This window comes from Massilia sp. 2TAF26, from assembly GCF_052115005.1.
In the GTDB taxonomy this organism is placed as follows: Bacteria; Pseudomonadota; Gammaproteobacteria; order Burkholderiales; family Burkholderiaceae_D; genus Telluria.
In genome coordinates this window covers 73,888-93,299 of the sequence record NZ_JBFRFV010000021.1, presented here as the reverse complement: position 1 = coordinate 93,299, position 19,412 = coordinate 73,888, and the positions used below count along the sequence as shown (strand labels likewise).

Below are 19,412 nucleotides of genomic sequence, written 5' to 3'. Positions count from 1 at the left end.
CCCTGAAGCACTGCCGCCCGCTCCTTTCGTGAACGGGGCGCCATGGCGCCCATGCTGGCGCTATGATTCCAAAAGCACAACGGCCCCAGGAATGGAGCGGGCCGTCGCGTTTTTGACGACCGACAGCGGGGGACAATGGCAAACCCAGTGGCATACCGATGGGAAACTCCGGCCAGTGTCTGGCTGGAAAACGAGAACGGGCAGTTCGAGCTGGCCGCCAGCGAAGGCCTGGGCCGGATCGACTGGAGCACCCATGCGCGCGGACGCATGGCCGACTTCGCGCACCTGCTCGGCGCCTCCCTCCCTTCCTGCGATGGCGGGAGCTGCGAGCACTCGTCCATCTATCCGGAAGGCTTCTCGTTCTGTCCCGAATGCGGGCGCCCCCTGGAGCGCCTGGCCGGACGCCAGCAGCGCCGCCCCGACTGGTGGGGCCCGCATGCCGACCAGCTGCTGCCGCGCCATGTGCCGCACGGCCTGCCCGTCACCTCGCTGCCGCTCGGCGACAGCCTGGAGGAACGTCCCGCCGCGCCTCACATCGGCCGCTTCGACACCTCGATGCCGCCGCCGCCGAACGCCCAGTGCGTGTTCATCGCCGCCGGCTACGGTTTTCCGGAACAGCGCCTGCTGGCCCTGGCACCGGGGCGCGGCGTACTGCAGTACTGGGATCCGCTGGGCGCGCTGTGGCACGTGCTGGTGCCGGAAGAGGGTACGGCCGACCTGCGCTTCGGCGCCTCCGACTACGGCTGGCTGCCGGCCGTGGAGCCGCGCCGCGGCGAAGTCGGCCTGGTGCCGACCGCCCAGGGCCTCTACCGCCTGTGGATCAATCCGATCAACGAAACCTACCGCCTCGAACCGGTGCTGGCCGCGCCGCTCGTCGCCGCGCCCGGTCTCATGCGGCGCCAGCTCGCCTGCCTGGTGCGCGGGAATGCCGGCGTGCTGGTGCTGGCCTCGCTGGATGCCGACCTGGCGCCCGGCCCGCAGTATGCATGCGGCGCGCTGCCGCTGTCCGGCTGGAGCCGGCCGATCGCCTACGACGGCCAGTTGTCCTGGCTGCATGACGAAGGCCAGCTGCTGTGGCGCCCGGGCGAGGCGCCGCGCTTCCTGCCCTGGCCCGACACCTGGCTGCCGCGCCTGCAGTTCGGCGGCCCGACCCTGAGCCGCGACGGCCGCATGTGGCTGATCGGGCACGACGGCCAGTCCTACTGCTTCCTCGAACTCGGGACGGAGAAGCCGCAGCGCGAGCCTATCGACGGCGCCCGCCTCGGCTTTGCCAACCTGCTGTTCCGGCGCGGCCATCCGGTGGTCGACGAGCCCTGGTCCGGCGAACACGTCGAAGACCAGAACGAAGACGATTCCCTGGTGCTGCCGCTGCTGCGCAGCTTCAACAACAACCGCAGCCAGCCCAGCGGGCTGGTGCTGCGCTTCCACAAATACACCGGCCGCGCGGAAGACGCGCTGGCCGACCGCGTGATCGCCCGCACCACGGTCGAATGGATAGGACGGCGCAACGTCATCCTCGACGAGATCGCACGCCTGTCGCGCCCGCTCGAGTGCCTGCCCTTCGTGTACGCCAACCATCTCTGGCTGCACCACCCAGACTGGAACCGGATCCGCGGCTGGAACCTGGAAGAGCCGTCGTGAGGCGCGCGCTCGCCTCACTTGCCATACGGTTGGCGACGCTTGCCGGCCTGCTCGGGCCGGCAGTGCCGGCCTTCGCCATCCCGCAGGTGGTGCTGGTGCAGAACTCGGGCTGGATGGAGCCCTTCTACAGCGATCCGGCGTCCGCCTTCAAGCCGCTGGTGACGGAACTCGTCGCCAACGTGGTGCAGCCCGGCGACGCCCTGGTGCTGGCCGCCTTCAACCAGTCGCTGCCGGGCGCGCCGTCGCCGAAAGGGTTGCTGTCCGAGCAGGCCGACCCGAAGACCCTGCATGCCCACGTAGAGGCGGCGCTGGCCGGTTTGCAGACCGCGCGCAAGCCAGGCGCGGGCAGGTCGGGTGGCGCGGCCCTCGCCGACACCGACCTCGGCGAAGCCGTCGACGCCGCCCTGAACCAGGTCCTGGGAGGCAAGCCCGGCCTGATCTGGCTGGTGACGAACAACCGCAACAGTCCCAACAACGACCAGGCGACCGCCGCGCGCAACCGCGAGTTCTATGCGCTGATCCACCGCGGCGCCGCGATCGACAAGGCGCTGGCCTTCCCGCTGCGCATGCCGGTCAAGGGCGAGCACTACAGCGCGAACGGCCTGATGGTCTACGTGTTCGCGGCCGGGAAGGAAGGCGCCCGGGCGCTCGATGCCCTGCTGGCGTCCGGCCGCGTGCAGCGCGTGATCACCGAACCGCCGGCGCGCCTGAAACCGCTGGACCGCGACACCGTGCGCCTGGTGCCGCGCCGCGTCGAGGGCGCGGCCGGCGTCGCGCTGGCGATGGATGCCGGCGGCCGCCTGCATGCCGACGTCGAACCGGACGCGGTGGCGCCGAGCACCCGCATCCAGTGGCAGCTGGAGAACACGATTTATCCCTACACGATCGCCGGCGCCACCATCAGCGCGCGCTCGATGCTGGCCGGCGAGAACCGCCCGATCGAGCTGGCACGCAGCAGGATCGACCAGCTGGCCCCCGGCAAGGCCGAGCCGCTGGCGTCCAGCATGCAGCTGCCGGTGGCCAGGCTGCCGGGCAAATGGTCGATGGAGGCGATCAGGTCGGCCGGCTCGGCCTATGTGCTGCCGGGACGGATCGAACTGCACCTGGCCGGCCAGAAGCTGGTGCTGTCGCAGGCTTTCCGCGAACGGATGGCGGCGCTGTTCCCCGGCGATCCGCTGCCCGAGATCTTCACGCCACCAAGCGAGATCCAGGCCTCGACCGCCACCTTGCCGCTCGAAGTAAGGGTGCACTACGGCTCGGGGCCGCTGGTGGCGCTGATCGGCGCGGCGCTGGCCGTGCTGGCGGCGGGCGCCGGCGCAGCGTACGCCTATGCCCGTCCGCGCCGCGTGCAGCTGACCGTGGAGGACGAGCTGCGCATCATGCACACGCGCGCCGGCGCCACCCAACCGATCTACGACAAGGCGGGCAGGGAAGTGGCCCGCCTGAAGACGACGCTGTTCGGCCACCAGCTGATCGACCTGCGCGAAGGCGCCCAGGTCAGGCTGGGGCGATAGAACGAGAACAACCCCGAGAGGACCCCATGCAAGATCAGAAAACAAGTCCAACGTCGACCGACCCCGGCTTCAAGCTGCCGGCCCAGACGACGCCCACCACGCCGCAGGACGGGATGCCGAAGACGGCGCCCGATACCGCCAGCCAGCCGGTCGAGATCGCGCCGGGCGGCGCCACCAACACCAGCGCGGCGCCGCTGCGCGACACCTCGGCGCGCGACCTGGCCATCGGCGGCGCGGTGTTCGTGGTGCTGCTGGCGATTTACTTCTTCGTGCGGAACGCCTACGTGCACCACCTGGTCGTCAGGCGCGTGGCGCCGTCCTCGGCCGGCAGCGCGGGCTGGCTGATGTTCGTGGGCCTGGCCTTCCTGTCCTTCGCCGCGGTTCTGGCGATCATCAACGCGGCCAAGTACCTGACCCTGGCGATCACGGGGCCGCTGGTCGTGATCGGCGTGCTGGCCCTGATAGCGGCTTTGCTCATCGGCCGTCGCTAAGTGTACAAAATAAGTAAGGAAGCATGACATGGCAGATTTTCCCGATCCCTCGGCCCTGAACACCACCGGCGCAGCCGGCCGGGCCGAACTCAAAGTCGACCTGCGCCCGACCCTGTTCATCGGCGCCGGCGGCACCGGCATGGAAGTCATGATGCGGATCCGCCGCCGCATCCTGTCGGCGGTCTGGAACCGCCAGCACCCGACCCGCGTGGAGTCGATCGCCGACTTCCCGGTGGCGCGCTTCCTGCACTTCGACCTCGACAACCAGGCCATCATCGACGAAGGCAAGTCGCAGCGCACCGACCCCTGGTTCGAACTGGTCAAGCTGACCGACGAGGAGCGCCTGGTCGAGCCGCTCGACCTGCCGCAGTACCACGAGTCCGACGACAGCCTGGCGCGCTTCCCCTTGATTGAACAATGGATGCCGCTGCGGCCGAAGAAGCTGCGCTCGCTGGGCATCGACCCGTCCAAGGGCGCGGGCCAGATCCGCGCGCTGGCGCGGCTCTACCTGTTCGACAAATATCCCAAGCTGAGGGGACGCATCAAGGGCGCGCTGAACTTCCTGAGTTCGAACGCCGGCATCGAGCGCAAGGAGAATTACCAGCGCCTCGGCCTGCAGGTCGATACCAGCAAGTTCCGCATCGTCGTCATCGCCTCCAATGCCGGCGGCACCGGGGCCGGCAGCGCCATCGACCTGGGCTGGATCGCCAAGGCCATCGCAAGCCAGGAGGTATCAAGCAGCCAGGTCGACCTGGTGATGTTCCTGCCTTCGGGCTATGCGAAGGCCAACAAGGAGCGCACCGAGGCCAATGCCTACGCGACCCTGATGGAGCTGGAGACCAGCATGCGCGACATGAATGCGCGCGTGCAGTGGATGGATCCGGACAGCGTGGTCGGCCGCGGCGCGCCCTTCGACGACGTCTATTTCGTCGATACCGCCAACCTGGCCAACAAGGCGACCCAGGATATCAAGGACGTCTACCAGATGGTGGCGGACACCCTGTTCGAGGATTTCGCCTCGGCCGATTTCGCCAACCGCAAGCGCTCGGTGGCGGTCAACCAGCAGCAGCACAAGCTCGGACCCTACAATCCGCGCGTGCCGGAACAGCGCTTCGGCGACATGCGGCTGTCCTATTCGAAGGTGTACTCGGCCTTCGGCCAGGCCGTGCTCGACACCCAGCAAAGCTTGCGCGACGATATCCGCGCTTACGAGCTGGCGGCGCTGATGGTAAAGGCCTTCTTCGGTCTCGCCAGCACCGACGGAACGGCAGCGCGCCGCGCCACCGATGCGGAACGCGACAGCTTCATGCGCGAGCAGATGGGCATGGGGGAGCATCCCTTCTCGGAATTCCCGGACTTCCGCAAGGGCACGGTGGACGTCACGCCCTTCCAGGAATACGCACTCACCGACATGCTCCTGATGGACAAGGACCAGCGCTCGCTGCTGGAACGGGTCGAAAGCAAGGTGCAGCTCGAGATCGACCGCATCATGGCGTCCTACGACCTCAAATTGTGGCGCGAGAAGGTGGTCGAGCTGCTGCCGAACCTGGAGCGCGACGCCATCCGCGAAGCCGGCGCCACCGCCGAGACCAGCGAAGACCGGATCAAGCGCAAGACCGGAGAACTGCTCGGAGAACTGAGGTTGAACGTGCGCGGCCGCCTCTACATGCTGCTGGACGACCGCAAGCAGGGTGGGCTGGAATTCGTGCTGTCGCTGCTGGAGCAGGTGAAGGCGAGGCTGGCCCAGCGCGACCTCGCCAACGCCCAGCGCAACGGCAAGCGCTACCGCGACATCCGCGATGCCCTGCGCACCCGCCAGGTCGAGGAATCGCTGAACAACCTGTCGCAGGCCTCCGGCCGCCTGTTCGGCAAGGATGCCCAGTCGCGCGAGGTGATGAATCACCTGAAGCGCGACATCGCCGACTACCTGCGCTTCCATCTGCTGGCGGTGGCATCCGGCCAGACCATCGATGTCATGAACAGCATGTCCGCCTGGCTCGGCAACCCGCAGGGCACCGACGAGCAGGGGCAGGCGCAGTGGAGCGGCATCGCCGGCGAATTCCAGGACGGCCGGCGTTCGGTCCAGGCCATGCTGGCCGCCTGCGACCAGCGCATCGGCCAGTTGCGCGCCGACGCCCGCCAGGAACACGCCACCTACATCAAGCTGGCCAGCGACGTGCTGCCGCAGCCGGTCCGTCTCACCAGCGACGTCGGCGGCTGGGCCGAAGAAGTGCTGCTGGAATTCGGCGGCTCGGCCAAGCTGTTCCCGCAGCTGGGCGACGAGCGCCTGCGCGCCGATCTGCTGCTGAAGCTGTTCCGCCGCGCGCAGACCCAGCTGTCGACGATGCAGGCGGCCGGACTGGAGCCGGCGCAAAGCATCGATCCGCTGCTCGAGCGCCTGAACGCCATGTCGCCCCAGGAGCGCCACCGCGTGTTCAGCGAATGGATCAAGAGCAGCATGCCCTGGATTAACGCGCGCTTCTCGGCCGAGTTCACGCCCAGCGCCGACCAGTTCAAGTGCTTCATCGGCGTCGGCGACCCATCCGCCTGGCGCAAGCTGGAACCCGAGATCCGCGCCGCCGTGCCGACCGGCTTCCTGCACGGCGACGCGGTCGCCATCGTCAACACCGGCGAGCCGGGGAGGGCGGTCTGCTACATCGAACTGTCCGGTTACCCGATGACGGTGCTGCGCGGCCTGCCGACCTGGCGCGCTTCCTACCAGATCGAGAACCCGAAGATCCCGACCCACCTGCATTTCGACTCGACCCGCTTCCGCCATCCGATCTCGCCTTCGATGGACGAGCTGAACCGCCTGGCCGACGACTACGAATGGTTCCTCCAGGCGGTGGCGCTGGGCGTCATCCGCCGCAAGCAGGATGCGGGCGACCGCGAGGCCGCCTTCCAGCCGCGCGGGCAATACCTGTTCGAGGTCGAGCCGGGTTCCGGCGAATGGCTACAGATCGGCAACGAGTACGCGATCCGCTCGAACGGCCTGCCGCCCTACTACCGCGAGCAGGTGATCGCCGGCGTGCGCCAGCGCCTCGGCACGATGGGCCCCTGCCGGCTGGCGCTGCTGGCGGCGCTGATGCGCCACTACCAGCTGCGCGTCTACGAGCCCAAGCTGGAAGTCGACGAGACCGGCGCCCAGCTGCCTTCGCCCTCGCTGCCGACCATCACCGCACGGCGCCTGTACGACCAGTGGATGCGGCGCGCCGCGACCATCCAGCCGGAGCTGTCGCCGGCCCAGGTCGAGGCGGCGCTGGCCCAGCTCGACCTGTGGAGCGAGACGGTGCCGGATTCCGCCAGCGACGCCTACCAGTGGGAAGTCGAGCGCCCGAGCGACAAGCGGGTGGTCCGGCCGGAGTTCCTGGCCAGCGAGGCGCGCGCGCTGCAGGCGCTGGAGCGGCGCTCGTCGGCGCCGGCCGTGGGCGGCCTGGCGGCGATGGAGTTGGCACATGCGGCGCACGCGGCGCCTGCCGCCGCCACCATCGTCAGTCCCTCGATGCCGGCGGCGCCGGCGGCGGCCGGCGTGCATCCGGCCGGCCTCGGACCGGCGGCATTCGTCGTCGGCGCGACCCCGATGTCCGCGCGCTACAAGCTGTTCGTGAACGGCGCCCAGCGCGGCCCGTATGCGCTGGAAGAGGTGGCGCAGCAGCTGGCGCGCGGCGAGATCGACTCCGGCACGCGCATCTGGAACATGCAGTGGAACCCGCGCCTGGACAAGTGGAAGACGGTCGGCGAGATCCCGGAACTGGCGGACGGTATTGACGCCGCGATCCCCGATCCGGACGACGGGATCCCGGATCCGCAATAAGGGAGCGCCGTGCAAGACGAAGCGATCTACCGCTGTATCAACGAGACCTGCGGCCGGCCGGCGCCGCGGCCCGTGAACTACTGTCCCTGGTGCGGGACGGCGCAGGCGCACGCCGGTACGCGCACACCGTCGGCCGCGACCGGCTCCGCCGCCGCGGTCGCTGCGGCCGCAGGGGCGAGCGCGGCGGCATCGCTGTCCGGCTGGTCGGATGCGCCGCCGCCCGCCATCGCGCCGGAGATCAAGCCCGAAGCAAAGCCCGAAGCAAAGCCCGAGCTCAAGCCGCCCGTGCCGCCCACCCCGAGCGCGACCGCCTTCGGCCACAGCGCCAAGGGCGCTTCCACACCGCCGCCTCCGCCAACGCCACCGCCAGCGCCGCCGCGCCAGGAAGTCCCACGCCCGCCATTGGCCGCGCACCCGCCCCGGCGCAAGCCGATCCGGCTGCGCTGGTGGGTGCTGGCGCTGGTCGTGCTGTGGGGCGTGTGGTTGATGGCCAAGCCGTCGACCAAGAAGATCGACCGCCGCATCGACGCCGCGATCTCCCTGGCGCGCGAGTGCAAGGGCAGCGATGCCCAGGCCGAGCTGATCGCCCTGCGCAAGACCCGCGCCACGCCGGAACAGCTGCAGCGCCTGCAGCAGGCGCTGAACGACGAAGCGGCCATTTGTACGAAGCGGCGCCAGCGCGCCAGGGCATGGAGCGAGACCAGCGCCGCGGTCGAATCGGCGCTGGCGGCGGCCGGCTGGGACAAGGCACTCGCTCGCCTGCAGGCGTTCACGAAGCGCTGGGGCGAGGACGAGGACACGCGCGCGATGAAGGAAGGCATCGAGGCCGCACGCCGCGACGCCGCCCACCCGCTGGCCGTGCCGCGCAGTGCCGCCGGTTCTTCGGGCGGCGGGGCGACCGGCGCCGGTGGCGGCGACAAAGCCCAGTCCGCGTACAATCTAATCCAGAGCGCGCAACGCGACATGGCGAACGGCAATTACGGTGCCGCGGCCGACAAGATGACGCTATGCCTGACCATGGTCGATGCCGGCAACCGCGAGTGCCGGGCACTGAAGACCCAGGCCGAGCAGCAGGCAAAGTTCCCGTAACCGGAAAGGAGGAGTAGCATGAATCGCATATCGACTACAGCCATTTTGCTCGCGGCCTTGCTGGCCGGCTGCAATCAATCGACGTCCGGCGACGGCATCGGCCCGGCCCAGAAGGCCGGCAAGGCGGTCGACGATGCCGGCGCCAAGGTGCAGAGCGCGGTCCAGGACCAGGTGGTCAAGGCCGATGCGGCCGCCGAGAGGGCGCGCGACAAGGCGAAGGAAGCGGCTGCGGAAGCGAGCCGCAACCTGGATCATGTGACGGCGAAAGTCGGAGAGAAGGTCGAGAAGGCGGGCGAGAAGATGCAGGAAGCGGCGCGCTGAACGCTCGGCTCAGGAAACCGCCCGCAGCTCCGGCCAGTTGCCCTGCACCACAGACAGCTCGACGCTGCCGGCGCGCCACGCAGCCTCGATGTCCTGCTCGATCTGCTCCATGCTCATGCCGGTCTCGTGGGCGAAGCCCTGCACGCCGTAGGCGCGGTTGCGGCCGTGGCCCTTGGCCAGGTAGAGCGCCATGTCGACCAGGTTGACGGCGCGTTCCCAGGACATCGACTTGCCGCCCGGCGCCAGCGGGAAGGGCGCGAAGCCGATCGAGACGTTCACCGACAGCTGGATGCCCTGGTAGTCGATGGTGCGGGCCGGGATGCCGCTCAGCAGGCGGCGCGCCACATCGTCCAGGCTGCCGCGTGGTACCGCCGGCAGGAAGGCCAGGAATTCCTCGCCGCCCCAGCGCACGATCATGTCGGTCTCGCGCAGGATCTCGCGCAGGGCGTCGGAAATCTCGCGCAGCACCGCATCGCCGGCACCGTGGCCGTAGGTGTCGTTGATGTGCTTGAAGTGGTCGACGTCCATCAGGTACATCGCGCTGACCATCTCGTCGTTCGCGGAGGACGGGGCAATCTCCTGCTGGCCGCGCATGAATTCCTGGAAGTGGCGGCGGTTGTACAGGGCGGTCAGCGGATCGCGTGCGCTCTGCTGCTTGAGTTCCAGGTTCTTTTCTTCGAGCTGGGCGTTGGCCTGGCGTACCTTGCGGTAGAAGAAGTAGACGATCACCGAGGACAGCGCGAATACCAGCGCCAGCAGCCACCACACGCGCTGCTGCAGGCGGCGGTTGTCGATCTCGGTGGTCTTGACCTGGTTTTCCTGGCGCAGCAGCTCGATCTGGCGCTTGGCCTTGTCGGCCTCGTACTTTTCCTGCAGCTCCATCACCGCCTTCTGGCGCCGCTTTTCGAACAGCTCGTTCGACAGGGTGCGCTCGCGATGGTAGGCATTCAGGGCGCCGGGCAGGTCGCCGGCGCGCTCCAGCGCGTCGCCGTATTCAGCCAGCACGGATTGCAGCTGCGGCTTGTCGCCCGACTTCTCGTACCAGGCCATGCCTTCTTCGATGCTCTGCTTGCCTTCGGCCAGGCGGCCGAGGGCCAGGTAGGCCTGGCCGATGTTCACGCGCGCCGTCGCCATCGAGCTTTCTTTATTGATCAGGCGCGCCTGTTCCAGCGCCTGCTGGCCGTAGGAGAGGACATTACGATAATCCTTCTCCTTCAGGTAGAAGTCGGAGAGATTGACCAGCGCGGTCGCGACCATCGGGCCGGCGCCGATCTTGCGCTCCAGTTCCACCGCCTCCAGCAGGGCCTTCAGTCCGCGCCGGGTCTGGCCGGAGTCCATCGACAGCGCGTACTCGGTAATCTTGAGCGTCGCCAGGCGCCCCGGGGAGTCGATGCTCTCCGCGGCGCGGTAAGCCTCCTTTAGCGCGTCGAAGCCTTTTTCGTATTCGCGCATCTGGTCGTACAGATTGGCCAGCGAGTTGTAGGCGATCACCATCAGCATCGGCTGGCCGCTCTCGCGTGAGAGGTTGGCCGCAGCCTGCAGCCTGGTCAGCGCCATCGGGAAGTTGCCGTCCTCGCCGAAGGACTGGCCGGAAGAGATGGTGACGCGCACCCGCAGGTCCATGTCGCGGCTGCCGGCAGCCAGCTTTTCCGCCTGCCAGATCAACTGGTGGGACAGGGCCAGTTCGTTCATCGAGAACTGCACATAGCCCTTGGCCAGCAGGCCGCGCGCGGTGATCGTGTTGTCGGCATGCTGCTGGCCGAGCTGGATCAGCTCGTCGCACAGCCTGTCGGCGACGTCGTTCTGGCCCAGGCTGTTGTGCGTCTTGCAGGCAAGGTCGAGGAAGGCGGCTTTCTCGGCCAGCGGCGCGGCGCGGCTTTCCCGTTCCAGTTTCATCAGCTGCGGCAGGGCGCGCTGCGGAACGAAGCGGCCCACGTCCTGGAGCGCGGCAAGGCGCTGGGCCAGCGGCGCGGGAGCGTCGGCGAAGGCGAGGCTGGATGCCAGGAATAGCGCCGCCAGCAGCCCGAGGCTGCGCCGGTGATGCGATCCACGATGGTGGCCTGCCAACATAGTTCCTCAGGGCGTGACGGTCGTCCCGTGCGGGACTCAGCCGGTCATTGTACGCCGCTTGCTACAAAGAAATACATATTTTCCCGGGCATATGCGAAAAAGCTACATATGTATTCCATCGGCTCATGGGCTGTATAGACAGGCGCTATCCCCTTGTTCAAACCGCCAGCTGCTGCAGCAGGTAGAGGCGCTGGTACAGGCCGCCTTCGATGCGCATCAGCGCCTCATGGCTGCCGGCTTCGCTGATGCGGCCATGGTTCAGCACGATGATGCGGTCGGCGTCGCGGATGGTCGACAGGCGGTGCGCGATGGCGATCACGGTCACCTTGCCGCGCAGCCCGACCACGGCCTGCTGCACGATCTGCTCGGTCTGGCTGTCGATGCGCGAGGTCGCTTCGTCCAGCAGCAGGATGCGCGGCTTTCCGGCCAGGGCGCGCGCGATCGCGATCAGCTGCTTCTGGCCGGACGACAGGCGCGAGCCGCCTTCGCCCAGCGGCGTGTCGTAGCCCTGTTCGAGCGCCACGATGAAGTCGTGGGCATGGGCGGCGCGCGCCGCGGTCTCGATCGCCTCATTGGAGAGTCCGCGCCCCATGTCGATGTTCTCGCGCGCCGACGCCGCCAGCAGGAAGGGATCCTGCGGCACCAGCCCGACCTCGCTGCGGAAGCGTTCGTTGTCGATGGCGGCCAGCGGCTCGCCATGGATCTCGATGCTGCCGTTCCGTACCGGGTAGTAGCGCAGCAGCAGCGACAGCAGGGTCGACTTGCCGCTGCCGGTATGGCCGACGATGCCGAAGAAGGCGCCCTGCGGGATCTCGAGCGACAGGTGGTGCAGCACGGTCTGGCCTTCGACGTAGGCGAAGCTCAGGTCGCGCACCTGTACCGCCGGCGCATGCGGATCGATATTCGCCGGACCATCGGCCGGACGGCCGCCGCTGCCCGTACGCCTGCCGTGTTCGGGTGCGTTCGTCTCGTCCAGCAGGGCCGCCACGCGCGCGGTCGCCACCACCGCCTGCTGCAGGCCGCTGAACTGCATCGTGATCTGGATGAGCGGCTCGACCACCCGCGCGATATAGCTGATGAAGGCGTACAGCACCCCGACCTCGACCGCGCCCATGCTCTGGCGGCCGAAGCTGAAGATCACCACCGCCAGCAGGATCACGTTGAGGAAGTCGAGGGCGGGGCGCAGCAGGAAGGCATTGGCGCGCAGCTCGGCCACGCGCGCCGTGTAGTGCTGGTCGTTGGTGGCGGCGAAGCGCTCGCCGAAGCGGTGCTGGGCATTGTTCGCCTGCAGCACGCTCATGCCGCCGATCGATTCCGCCATCTGGGCGTTGATGTCGCTGCGCAGGGCGCGGGCGCGGGTGACGGCCGGCGCGGAAAGGCGCTGGTACAGCCAGATGATGCCCAGCACGGCCGGCAGCAGGGCCAGCACGATCAGCATCAGGTGCCAGTCGAGCCAGGCCATCGCGATCGAGGTCCCGACCAGCACGATGCTACTGTCGAGGATCACGAACAGCACCTGGATATACAGGGTCTTCACCGCCTCGGTGTCGTTGGTCACGCGGCTCACCAGCTGGCCGGTGATGGCGCGGTCGAAGAAGGCCATCGGCAGGCGCAGCACGTGGCCGTACACCCATTCGCGCAGGCGCTGCACCGAGCGCATCGCCAGGCCGGACAGGCGCACCAGCTGCAGGAAGCGGATCCAGGACGCGGCCCAGCCGGTGACCAGCACGCCGCCCAGCAGCAGTGCCATGCGGGTCCAGTCGAGATGATGGGGCAGCAGGTGTTCGTCGATCAGCTTCTTGCCCAGCAGGGGGCCGAGCACTTCGAGGCCGGCGGCCAGGATCAGCCAGCCGGTGGCCCAGACCAGGTGGGCGCGGTCCGGATGCGCGGCGCGGCGCAGCAGGCCGGCCGCCTGCTTCGCCTGGGTATTTTTATTGAACATCGAGGCTCGCCTCCAGTTGTTGATAGCGCCACTGGCTGGCGTACCAGCCGTCTTCGGCGAGCAAGGACTCGTGGGTGCCGGATTCGACGATGCGGCCATCCTTCAGCACGATGATGAGATCGGCCTTCACCACGGCCGACAGGCGGTGGCTGGCGATCACCGCCGACAGTTCCGGGCGATTCGCGCGCAGTTCGTCGAGGTGTTCGAGGATACGGGTCTCGGTGCCGGTGTCCACCGCCGACAGGGCATCGTCGAGCAGCAGCAGCGGGCTTTGCGCCAGCAGCGAGCGCGCGATCGCCACGCGCTGGCGCTGGCCGCCGGACAGGGTGATGCCTTTTTCGCCGACCGGGGTGTCGTAGCCGTCCGGGAAGCGCAGGATGTCGTCGTGGATGTCGGCCATCTTCGCCGCCTGCTCGATCGCGGCGCGCGAGGCGCTCGGACGTGCCAGTGCGATGTTCTCGGCGATGGAGGCCGAGAACAGGAAGGATTCCTGCGGCACCCAGCTGATCCCGGAACGCAGGGTGGCAAGCAGGTATTCGTCCAGCGCGTGGCCGCCCCAGGTGACCGTGCCGTGCTGGGGCTCGGCCTGGCGCAGCAGCACCCGCAGCAGGGTCGACTTGCCGGCGCCGGTGGGGCCGACCAGGCCCAGGGTCTGCCCCGGCGCCAGGCTGACCGACACCTGCTTCAGCGCCGGCTTCTCTTGTCCTGTGTAGGCAAAGCTCACATTGCGCAGCACCAGCGGCCCGCGCGCCAGCACGTCGACGGTGCCGTGGTCGTCGACCGTGAGCGGCGCATCCAGCAGCGGCTGCAGGCGCGCCAGGGCGGCGCGTCCGCGCTCGATCAGCGACAGCACCCAGCCGGCCGCGAACATCGGCCAGATCAGCTGGCCCAGGTACATCGTGAAGCTGGTCAGCGAACCGATGGTGAGCTGGTCGTTCCACACCAGGTAGCCGCCCAGGCCGAGGGTCAGGCCGGTGGCCGCGGTCAGGGTCAGGCCCACCGCCGGCTCGTAGGCCGCTTCCCATTTCTGGGCCGCCAGGCTGGCGTCGGCGGCGCGCGCGGCCAGTTCGCCGAACTGCTTTGCGCTGCGCTGTTCCAGGCCGAGGGCGCGCAGGGTGCGCACGCCGCTCAGGGTTTCCTGCACGTGGTCGTTGAGGGCGGAAAAGCGCTTCAGCGAATCGCTGGACGCGGTGTGGATGTGGCTCGAGATGCGCCAGAAGGCCAGCGCCATCAGCGGGAAGGGCAGCAGGGCGATCAGGGTCAGGCGCCAGTCTACGCCGAGGAACATGATCCCCAACACCATGACCAGGGTGAGGGTGCCGTCGAAGCCGGCCAGCATCGCCTCGCCGGCGGCCTGCTCGATGGCGTCGACGTCGTTGGTGGCGAGCGCCATCAGGTCGCCGGTGCGCTGGCGTTGGTAGAAGGCCGGGCCCTGTGCCGACAGCCGCGCATACAGCCTGGTGCGCAGCTCGACCCCGAGGCGGTAGGCGGCGGAGTACAGGCGCAGCCGCCAGGCCACGCGCAGGACGTAGATCGCCAGCCCGAGGCCGAGCAGCTGCAGCAGCTGGATCGTGAGTTCCTGTCCCTGGATGCGGTGCGCCGCCAGGGCGTCGATGGTGGCGCCGACCTTGCGCGGCACCAGCACCGAGCACAGGGCGACGCCGAACAGCATCACCGCCGACGACGCATACGAACGCCAGTGCCGGCGTACGAAGCCGCCGATCAGCCTTGCCAAACCCATTGCGTGTCCCGTTATTCGTTCTTGTTGCGAGGACCGCTACTGTACTATTTTTGGCAGGGGCCTGCCCTGGCTGCCTACTTCCTGCGCGAGTTGCGCGGCGGCCTGGCCGGGGCGATGCTTTCCGGCGGCGTCACCGGCGGCAGTTCGACCTTCGCTTGTGCTTCCAGCGGCACGGTGGAGGCGAGCGGATGCTCGGCGCCGGCCGGCATGGGCGAGACCTCGTGCAGTGCCTTGGCCAGCGGCTTCGGCTCGGCCGGCGGGAGGTCGTCGGCGATGGCGGTCTCGATGGCGGCTTCGGCCTGGGCCAGCCGGGCGTCGGCGGGCGCGGCTTTCGGCTGGGCGGCATCGAGCGCGGCTTCGGCATGCGCGGCGCCGATGTCCACGGCCGCGGCGGCGATCTCGCTGGTGATGGTGGCCGCATCGGCGGTGGCGATCGAGGCCTGTTCCATGATCTGCGAGTAGCTGGTCGGGACGTTGGCGGTCGGCGCCGGCGTGGCCAGCAGCGGGATGGTGGCCGGCAGCGCACGTGCGCCGACGGCGAGGCCGAACAGTTCGCGGCCGTAGGAGAACAGGGTATGCCATTGCCCTTGGGCGTCGGCGCCAAGGGCCATCAGGTCGCGCGGTTCGCGCGCTTCGAGCAGGTGCTTCACGGTGCCGGCCGCCTGTTCGATCGATGCGCGCGAGGTGCGCACGTTGAGCGCGGCGATCTGGCCGGCACTGTCGAGCGCACGGGCAGTAAGCTTGCGGAACAAGTCGAGCTGGGCTTCCCATTGAGCCTGGCGGACGGCGGACAACTGGTCGGAAAATGGAGTCATCTGGATCCCTTTTTATTCAGTTATGACGCACTGCAATAAAGCCTAGTGTAAAGCTGTTCGGTAGTGTTGGAAAGAAGTATTTTGTGTTGTTTTTGCAAGGAAATCTTGCGTCGCAGCATAGTTTCTTAATCCAGATCATTGACAGTACAATCAATTACCTCATCGGGAGACCGTATATGGACTTAGTTATCCGCAACGCCACCCTGGCCGATGGCCGCCATTCCATGGACATCGCCATCGACGGCGAACGCATCGCCGAGGTCGGCCCGCAACTGGCGCTGACAGGCAGGCGCGAGATCGACGCCGGCGGCGACCTGGTGAGCCCGCCCTTCGTCGACGCCCACTTCCACATGGACGCCACCCTCAGCTACGGCCTGCCGCGCGTGAACGAGTCCGGCACCCTGCTCGAAGGGATCGCGCTGTGGGGTGAACTGAAACCGCAACTGCTGCAGGAAGACCTGATCGAACGCGCGATGCGCTACTGCGACTGGGCGGTGGCGCGCGGCCTGCTGGCGATCCGCACCCACGTCGACGTCTGCGATGACCGGCTGCTGGCGGTCGAGGCCCTGCTCGAGGTGAAGCGGCGCGTGGCGCCTTACATCGACCTGCAGCTGGTCGCCTTCCCGCAGGACGGCCTGCTGCGCAGCCCCGGCGCCTTCGACAACCTGAAACGTGCGATCGCCATGGGCGTGGACGTGGTCGGCGGCATCCCGCACTTCGAGCGCACCATGGCGCAGGGCGCGGAATCGGTGCGCCTGCTGTGCGAGTTCGCAGCTAGGCAGGGGCTGATGGTCGACATGCACTGCGACGAGACCGACGATCCGCTGTCGCGCCACATCGAGACCCTGGCCTTCGAGACCCAGCGCCTGGGGCTGCAGGGCAGGGTGACCGGCTCCCACCTGACCTCGATGCATTCGATGGACAACTACTATGTCAGCAAGCTGCTGCCCCTGATTGCCGAATCCGGCGTGGCGGCGATCGCGAACCCGCTCATCAACATCACCCTGCAGGGCCGCCACGATACCTATCCGAAGCGGCGCGGCATGACCCGCGTGCCGGAGCTGCTGGCGGCCGGGGTGCCGGTTGCCTTCGGCCACGATTGCGTGATGGACCCCTGGTACGGCCTCGGTTCCGGCGACATGCTGGAGGTGGCCCACATGGGCCTGCACGTGGCCCAGATGACGGGCCAGGCCGCGATGCGCCAATGCTTCCAGGCGGTGACGGAAACGCCTGCGCGCATCCTCGGCCTGCGTGACTATGGTATCGCCCCCGGCTGCCACGCGGACCTGGTGCTGCTCGACGCCGGCAGCCCGGCCGAGGCGATCCGCCTGCGCGCTGCGCGCCGCCTGGTATTGCGCCGCGGACAGATCGTCAGCGAAGCGCCGCCGGCACGCGCCAGCCTGCGCCTGCCGGGCCGGCCAGGCGTTGTAAATTTCCGTTTGACACGCAAGGAGTAAGAATGTTAGTCAACCATGTCTATACAAGGTAAACACAGGAGAATATCGGTAAACACGGCGAACAAACATCCTAGAAATTCGGAAAAAGTTGCTTACTGTAATTCAGTTTCTTTGTGTAAATGCGGTTACATTTTTCCCTAGCCGTGCGGACAATTCCCGGTTTAGAATCTTGCGCTTTCGTTACATTCGAGCAGGCCTGCAGTGAGAGACATCCAGATTCGACCAGCACGCGACGCCGACTTCAGCGCCATGTGGACCATCTTCCAGGCGCATGTCGCCACCGGCGAGACATTCGCCCATGGTCCCGCCACCAGCCGTGAAGACAGTCACGACTACTGGTTCGCGCCCAGTGCGACGACCTTCGTGGCGGTGAAGGGCGGCGAGCGCATACTCGGGATGTACAAGCTGCAGCCCAACCATCTCGGACGCGGCGACCACGTGGCCAACGCCTCCTATATGGTCAGCCCGAACGCCCAGGGGGTGGGCATCGGCCGCATGTTGGGCGAGCACAGCATCGAGGAGGCGCGCCGCCAGCGCTACCTGGCGATGCAGTTCAATTACGTGGTCAGCACCAATTCGCCGGCCATCAATCTGTGGAAGCGGCTCGGCTTCTCGATCGTCGGCACCCTGCCCAAGGCTTACCGGCACCGCCGCCTGGGGTATGTCGACGCCTATGTGATGTACAAATTGCTGGAAGACCCGGCCCGCTGGGACCATCCGGAGGAAGACTGAACGCATGGAGATCGCTCGGACCGCGCGCCTGCGGCTGCGCACCGCAAACCTCGACGACACCGCCTTCTATTACACGCTGGTCAACGACCCGGCCTTCATCGAGCACATCGGCGACCGCGGCATCCGCAGCCTCGACGATGCGCGCCAGGCCCTGCTGGCCGGGCCGATCGCGATGCAGGAGACGCGCGGCCACTCGCTGTACATGGTCGAATTGAACGAAGAAGGGAGCCCGGACGGGCACGTCGCCATCGGCATGTGCGGCCTGATCAAGCGCGACACCCTGGACGAGATCGACATAGGCTACGCCTACCTGCCCGACTGGCGCGGCCAGGGCTATGCCTTCGAAGCGGCGCGCGCCGTGCTGGACTACGCGCCGACCATCGGCATCCGGCGCCTGCTGGCGATTACCTCACCGAACAACCTGGCGTCGAACGGCTTGCTGCGCAAGCTGGGGATGAATTTCGTGCACTTTACACATCTGGTGCCGGACGATGCGGGGAGTAATTTGTACAGCCTGGAACTATAACGTCGTTCCCGCGCTTAAACCCGTCGTCCCCGCGAAGGCGGGGATCCAAGTTTATGTGAGTACGTGCAAAGTTAAACGCTGGTGATACGCGACGAACTTGGGTCCCCGCCTCCGCGGGGACGACGTTTACATGGCGCGGGAACGACGTTGTAACGTTACTGCTTCGTGCTCCCCCAAGGGAAGAACCACGTAATCGGCTTCTCCACCCGCGCCGCCCAGGAAGCCTCGTTGTGCTTCCCGCCTTCGGCCTTGAAGAACATCAGGTCCTCGCTCTCCTTGTAGCCCTTGGCCCGCATGGCCTCGACCATCCTGGTCGTGTCGTCGAGGCCGTCGTCCCGGGTGCCGGCGTCGAGGTAGAACTTGACCGGCACGCGCGCCGGCAGCTTGGTGATGAGGGCGCCGTTGTTCCACCAGAAGGAGCTGGAGACGCCGCCCGCCTTCGAGAAGATGTCCGGATAGCGCTGCGCGATCGCGACCGAGGCGATGCCGCCCAGCGAGGAGCCCATGATCGCGGTGTTCGCCTTGCCCGGCAGCGTGCGGTAGCTCCGGTCGATGTAGGGCTTGACGGTGTCGACGATGAAGGCGCCGTAGGCATCCAGCTTGCCGCCGCCGTATTTCGGGTCGCAGCAGGGCGTGTACTCGGGGATGCGATCCGGCGTGTTGTCGATGCCGACCACGATCACCTCGTCCACCGTGCCCATCGCCACCAGGCGATTCATGGTTTCGTCGACGCCCCATTCGACGCCGAAGGAGGCGGTCTTGGCGTCGAACAGGTTCTGGCCGTCGTGCATGTAGAGCACCGGGTAGCGCTTGGCCGGGTTCTCCGCATAGCTGGGCGGCAGGTAGACGCGCAGCGAGCGGCTGTTCTTCAGCTGGGGCGAGGCGAAGTCCTTCACGATCGTCACCTTGCCGAAGGGCGCGCCAAAGAAGGGATAGATGTCGACGGTGGCGCCGGCCGGCAGCCTGTAGGCGCCGCCGATCGAGACCTTGTCCGTGCCCAGCGTCGGCTTCATCTGCACCTCGCCCAGCTCGTCCGGCCAGGTATAGGTCCAGACGTTCAGCGGGCCCTCGGGCCGCTGGGCCGGCACGCTCTTCGACCAGCTCATCGCTCCCTTGTCGCCGATGATGTGGATCTCTTCCTTGCCGGCCGGGTAGTGCACCCGCACCGTGGTGGCGCCGGCCTGGGAGGCCGCCAGCGCCAGCAGCGCGGCCATTGCCGCCGCTGCCATCGTCTTCATGCTGATTCGTTTCATGGCTTT

At 67.7% G+C, this 19,412-nt stretch carries 14 protein-coding genes; 9 read left to right on the top strand and 5 right to left on the bottom strand.

The features are described 5' to 3' along the window. Positions 1-147: 147 nt before the first annotated feature. Genes AB4Z32_RS19975 through AB4Z32_RS19950 form a run of 6 tightly spaced genes read left to right on the top strand, consistent with a single transcriptional unit; the run spans position 148 to position 8,870 of the window. Entirely contained in the window at positions 148-1,641 is a 1,494-nt protein-coding gene (locus tag AB4Z32_RS19975) for a hypothetical protein (RefSeq protein WP_442123615.1), read from the top strand. Beyond that, positions 1,638-3,155, top strand: a complete 1,518-nt coding sequence (locus AB4Z32_RS19970; protein WP_442123614.1) for a hypothetical protein — start codon at positions 1,638-1,640, stop codon at positions 3,153-3,155. Before AB4Z32_RS19975 ends, AB4Z32_RS19970 begins: the two co-directional genes overlap by 4 nt. Before the next feature lie 26 nt (positions 3,156-3,181). Then, the gene (locus AB4Z32_RS19965; protein WP_442123613.1) at positions 3,182-3,646 is read left to right on the top strand and encodes a hypothetical protein; all 465 of its coding nucleotides are present in this window, start codon (positions 3,182-3,184) and stop codon (positions 3,644-3,646) included. 28 nt (positions 3,647-3,674) lie between these two features. Further along, the gene (locus tag AB4Z32_RS19960) at positions 3,675-7,460 is read left to right on the top strand and encodes a tubulin-like doman-containing protein (protein ID WP_442123612.1); all 3,786 of its coding nucleotides are present in this window, start codon (positions 3,675-3,677) and stop codon (positions 7,458-7,460) included. A 9-nt stretch (positions 7,461-7,469) separates the two neighbouring features. Continuing rightward, entirely contained in the window at positions 7,470-8,549 is a 1,080-nt protein-coding gene (locus AB4Z32_RS19955) for a hypothetical protein (protein WP_442123611.1), read from the top strand. A gap of 18 nt (positions 8,550-8,567) precedes the next feature. Further along, positions 8,568-8,870 (top strand): hypothetical protein, encoded by a 303-nt coding sequence (locus tag AB4Z32_RS19950; protein WP_442123610.1) that lies wholly within the window; start codon positions 8,568-8,570, stop codon positions 8,868-8,870. A gap of 9 nt (positions 8,871-8,879) precedes the next feature. Here AB4Z32_RS19950 and AB4Z32_RS19945 read toward each other — a convergent pair whose 3' ends face one another. From AB4Z32_RS19945 to AB4Z32_RS19930, 4 genes are all read right to left on the bottom strand, one after another. After that, positions 8,880-10,940 carry a tetratricopeptide repeat-containing diguanylate cyclase gene (locus AB4Z32_RS19945; RefSeq protein WP_442123609.1) on the bottom strand — a complete coding sequence of 687 codons (2,061 nt, stop codon included), beginning with the start codon at positions 10,938-10,940 and terminating at the stop codon, positions 8,880-8,882. 157 nt (positions 10,941-11,097) lie between these two features. Then, a complete protein-coding gene (locus AB4Z32_RS19940; RefSeq protein WP_442123608.1) occupies positions 11,098-12,882 on the bottom strand; it encodes an ABC transporter ATP-binding protein in 1,785 nt (594 codons plus the stop codon). Beyond that, on the bottom strand, positions 12,872-14,623 hold the full coding sequence (locus AB4Z32_RS19935) for an ABC transporter ATP-binding protein (protein ID WP_442123607.1): 1,752 nt from the start codon (positions 14,621-14,623) through the stop codon (positions 12,872-12,874). The genes AB4Z32_RS19940 and AB4Z32_RS19935 overlap by 11 nt, the downstream gene beginning before the upstream one ends. 74 nt (positions 14,624-14,697) lie before the next feature. After that, the gene (locus tag AB4Z32_RS19930) at positions 14,698-15,438 is read right to left on the bottom strand and encodes a phasin family protein (protein ID WP_442123606.1); all 741 of its coding nucleotides are present in this window, start codon (positions 15,436-15,438) and stop codon (positions 14,698-14,700) included. A 176-nt stretch (positions 15,439-15,614) separates the two neighbouring features. On the opposite strand from AB4Z32_RS19930, the gene AB4Z32_RS19925 reads away from it, so the two are divergent. The 3 genes from AB4Z32_RS19925 to AB4Z32_RS19915 all read left to right on the top strand — a co-directional run bounded on the left by AB4Z32_RS19925 (position 15,615) and on the right by AB4Z32_RS19915 (position 18,153). Further along, positions 15,615-16,895: an amidohydrolase family protein gene (locus AB4Z32_RS19925; RefSeq protein ID WP_442123605.1), complete on the top strand. Its 1,281-nt coding sequence runs from the start codon at positions 15,615-15,617 to the stop codon at positions 16,893-16,895. A gap of 201 nt (positions 16,896-17,096) precedes the next feature. Further along, entirely contained in the window at positions 17,097-17,627 is a 531-nt protein-coding gene (locus tag AB4Z32_RS19920; protein WP_442123604.1) for a GNAT family N-acetyltransferase, read from the top strand. Positions 17,628-17,631: 4 nt separating this feature from the next. Next, entirely contained in the window at positions 17,632-18,153 is a 522-nt protein-coding gene (locus AB4Z32_RS19915; protein ID WP_442123603.1) for a GNAT family N-acetyltransferase, read from the top strand. A 155-nt stretch (positions 18,154-18,308) separates the two neighbouring features. Here the strand turns inward: AB4Z32_RS19915 and AB4Z32_RS19910 are convergent, their stop codons facing one another. After that, positions 18,309-19,406 carry an alpha/beta hydrolase gene (locus tag AB4Z32_RS19910; RefSeq protein ID WP_442123602.1) on the bottom strand — a complete coding sequence of 366 codons (1,098 nt, stop codon included), beginning with the start codon at positions 19,404-19,406 and terminating at the stop codon, positions 18,309-18,311. Between the last annotated feature and the right edge of the window lie 6 nt (positions 19,407-19,412).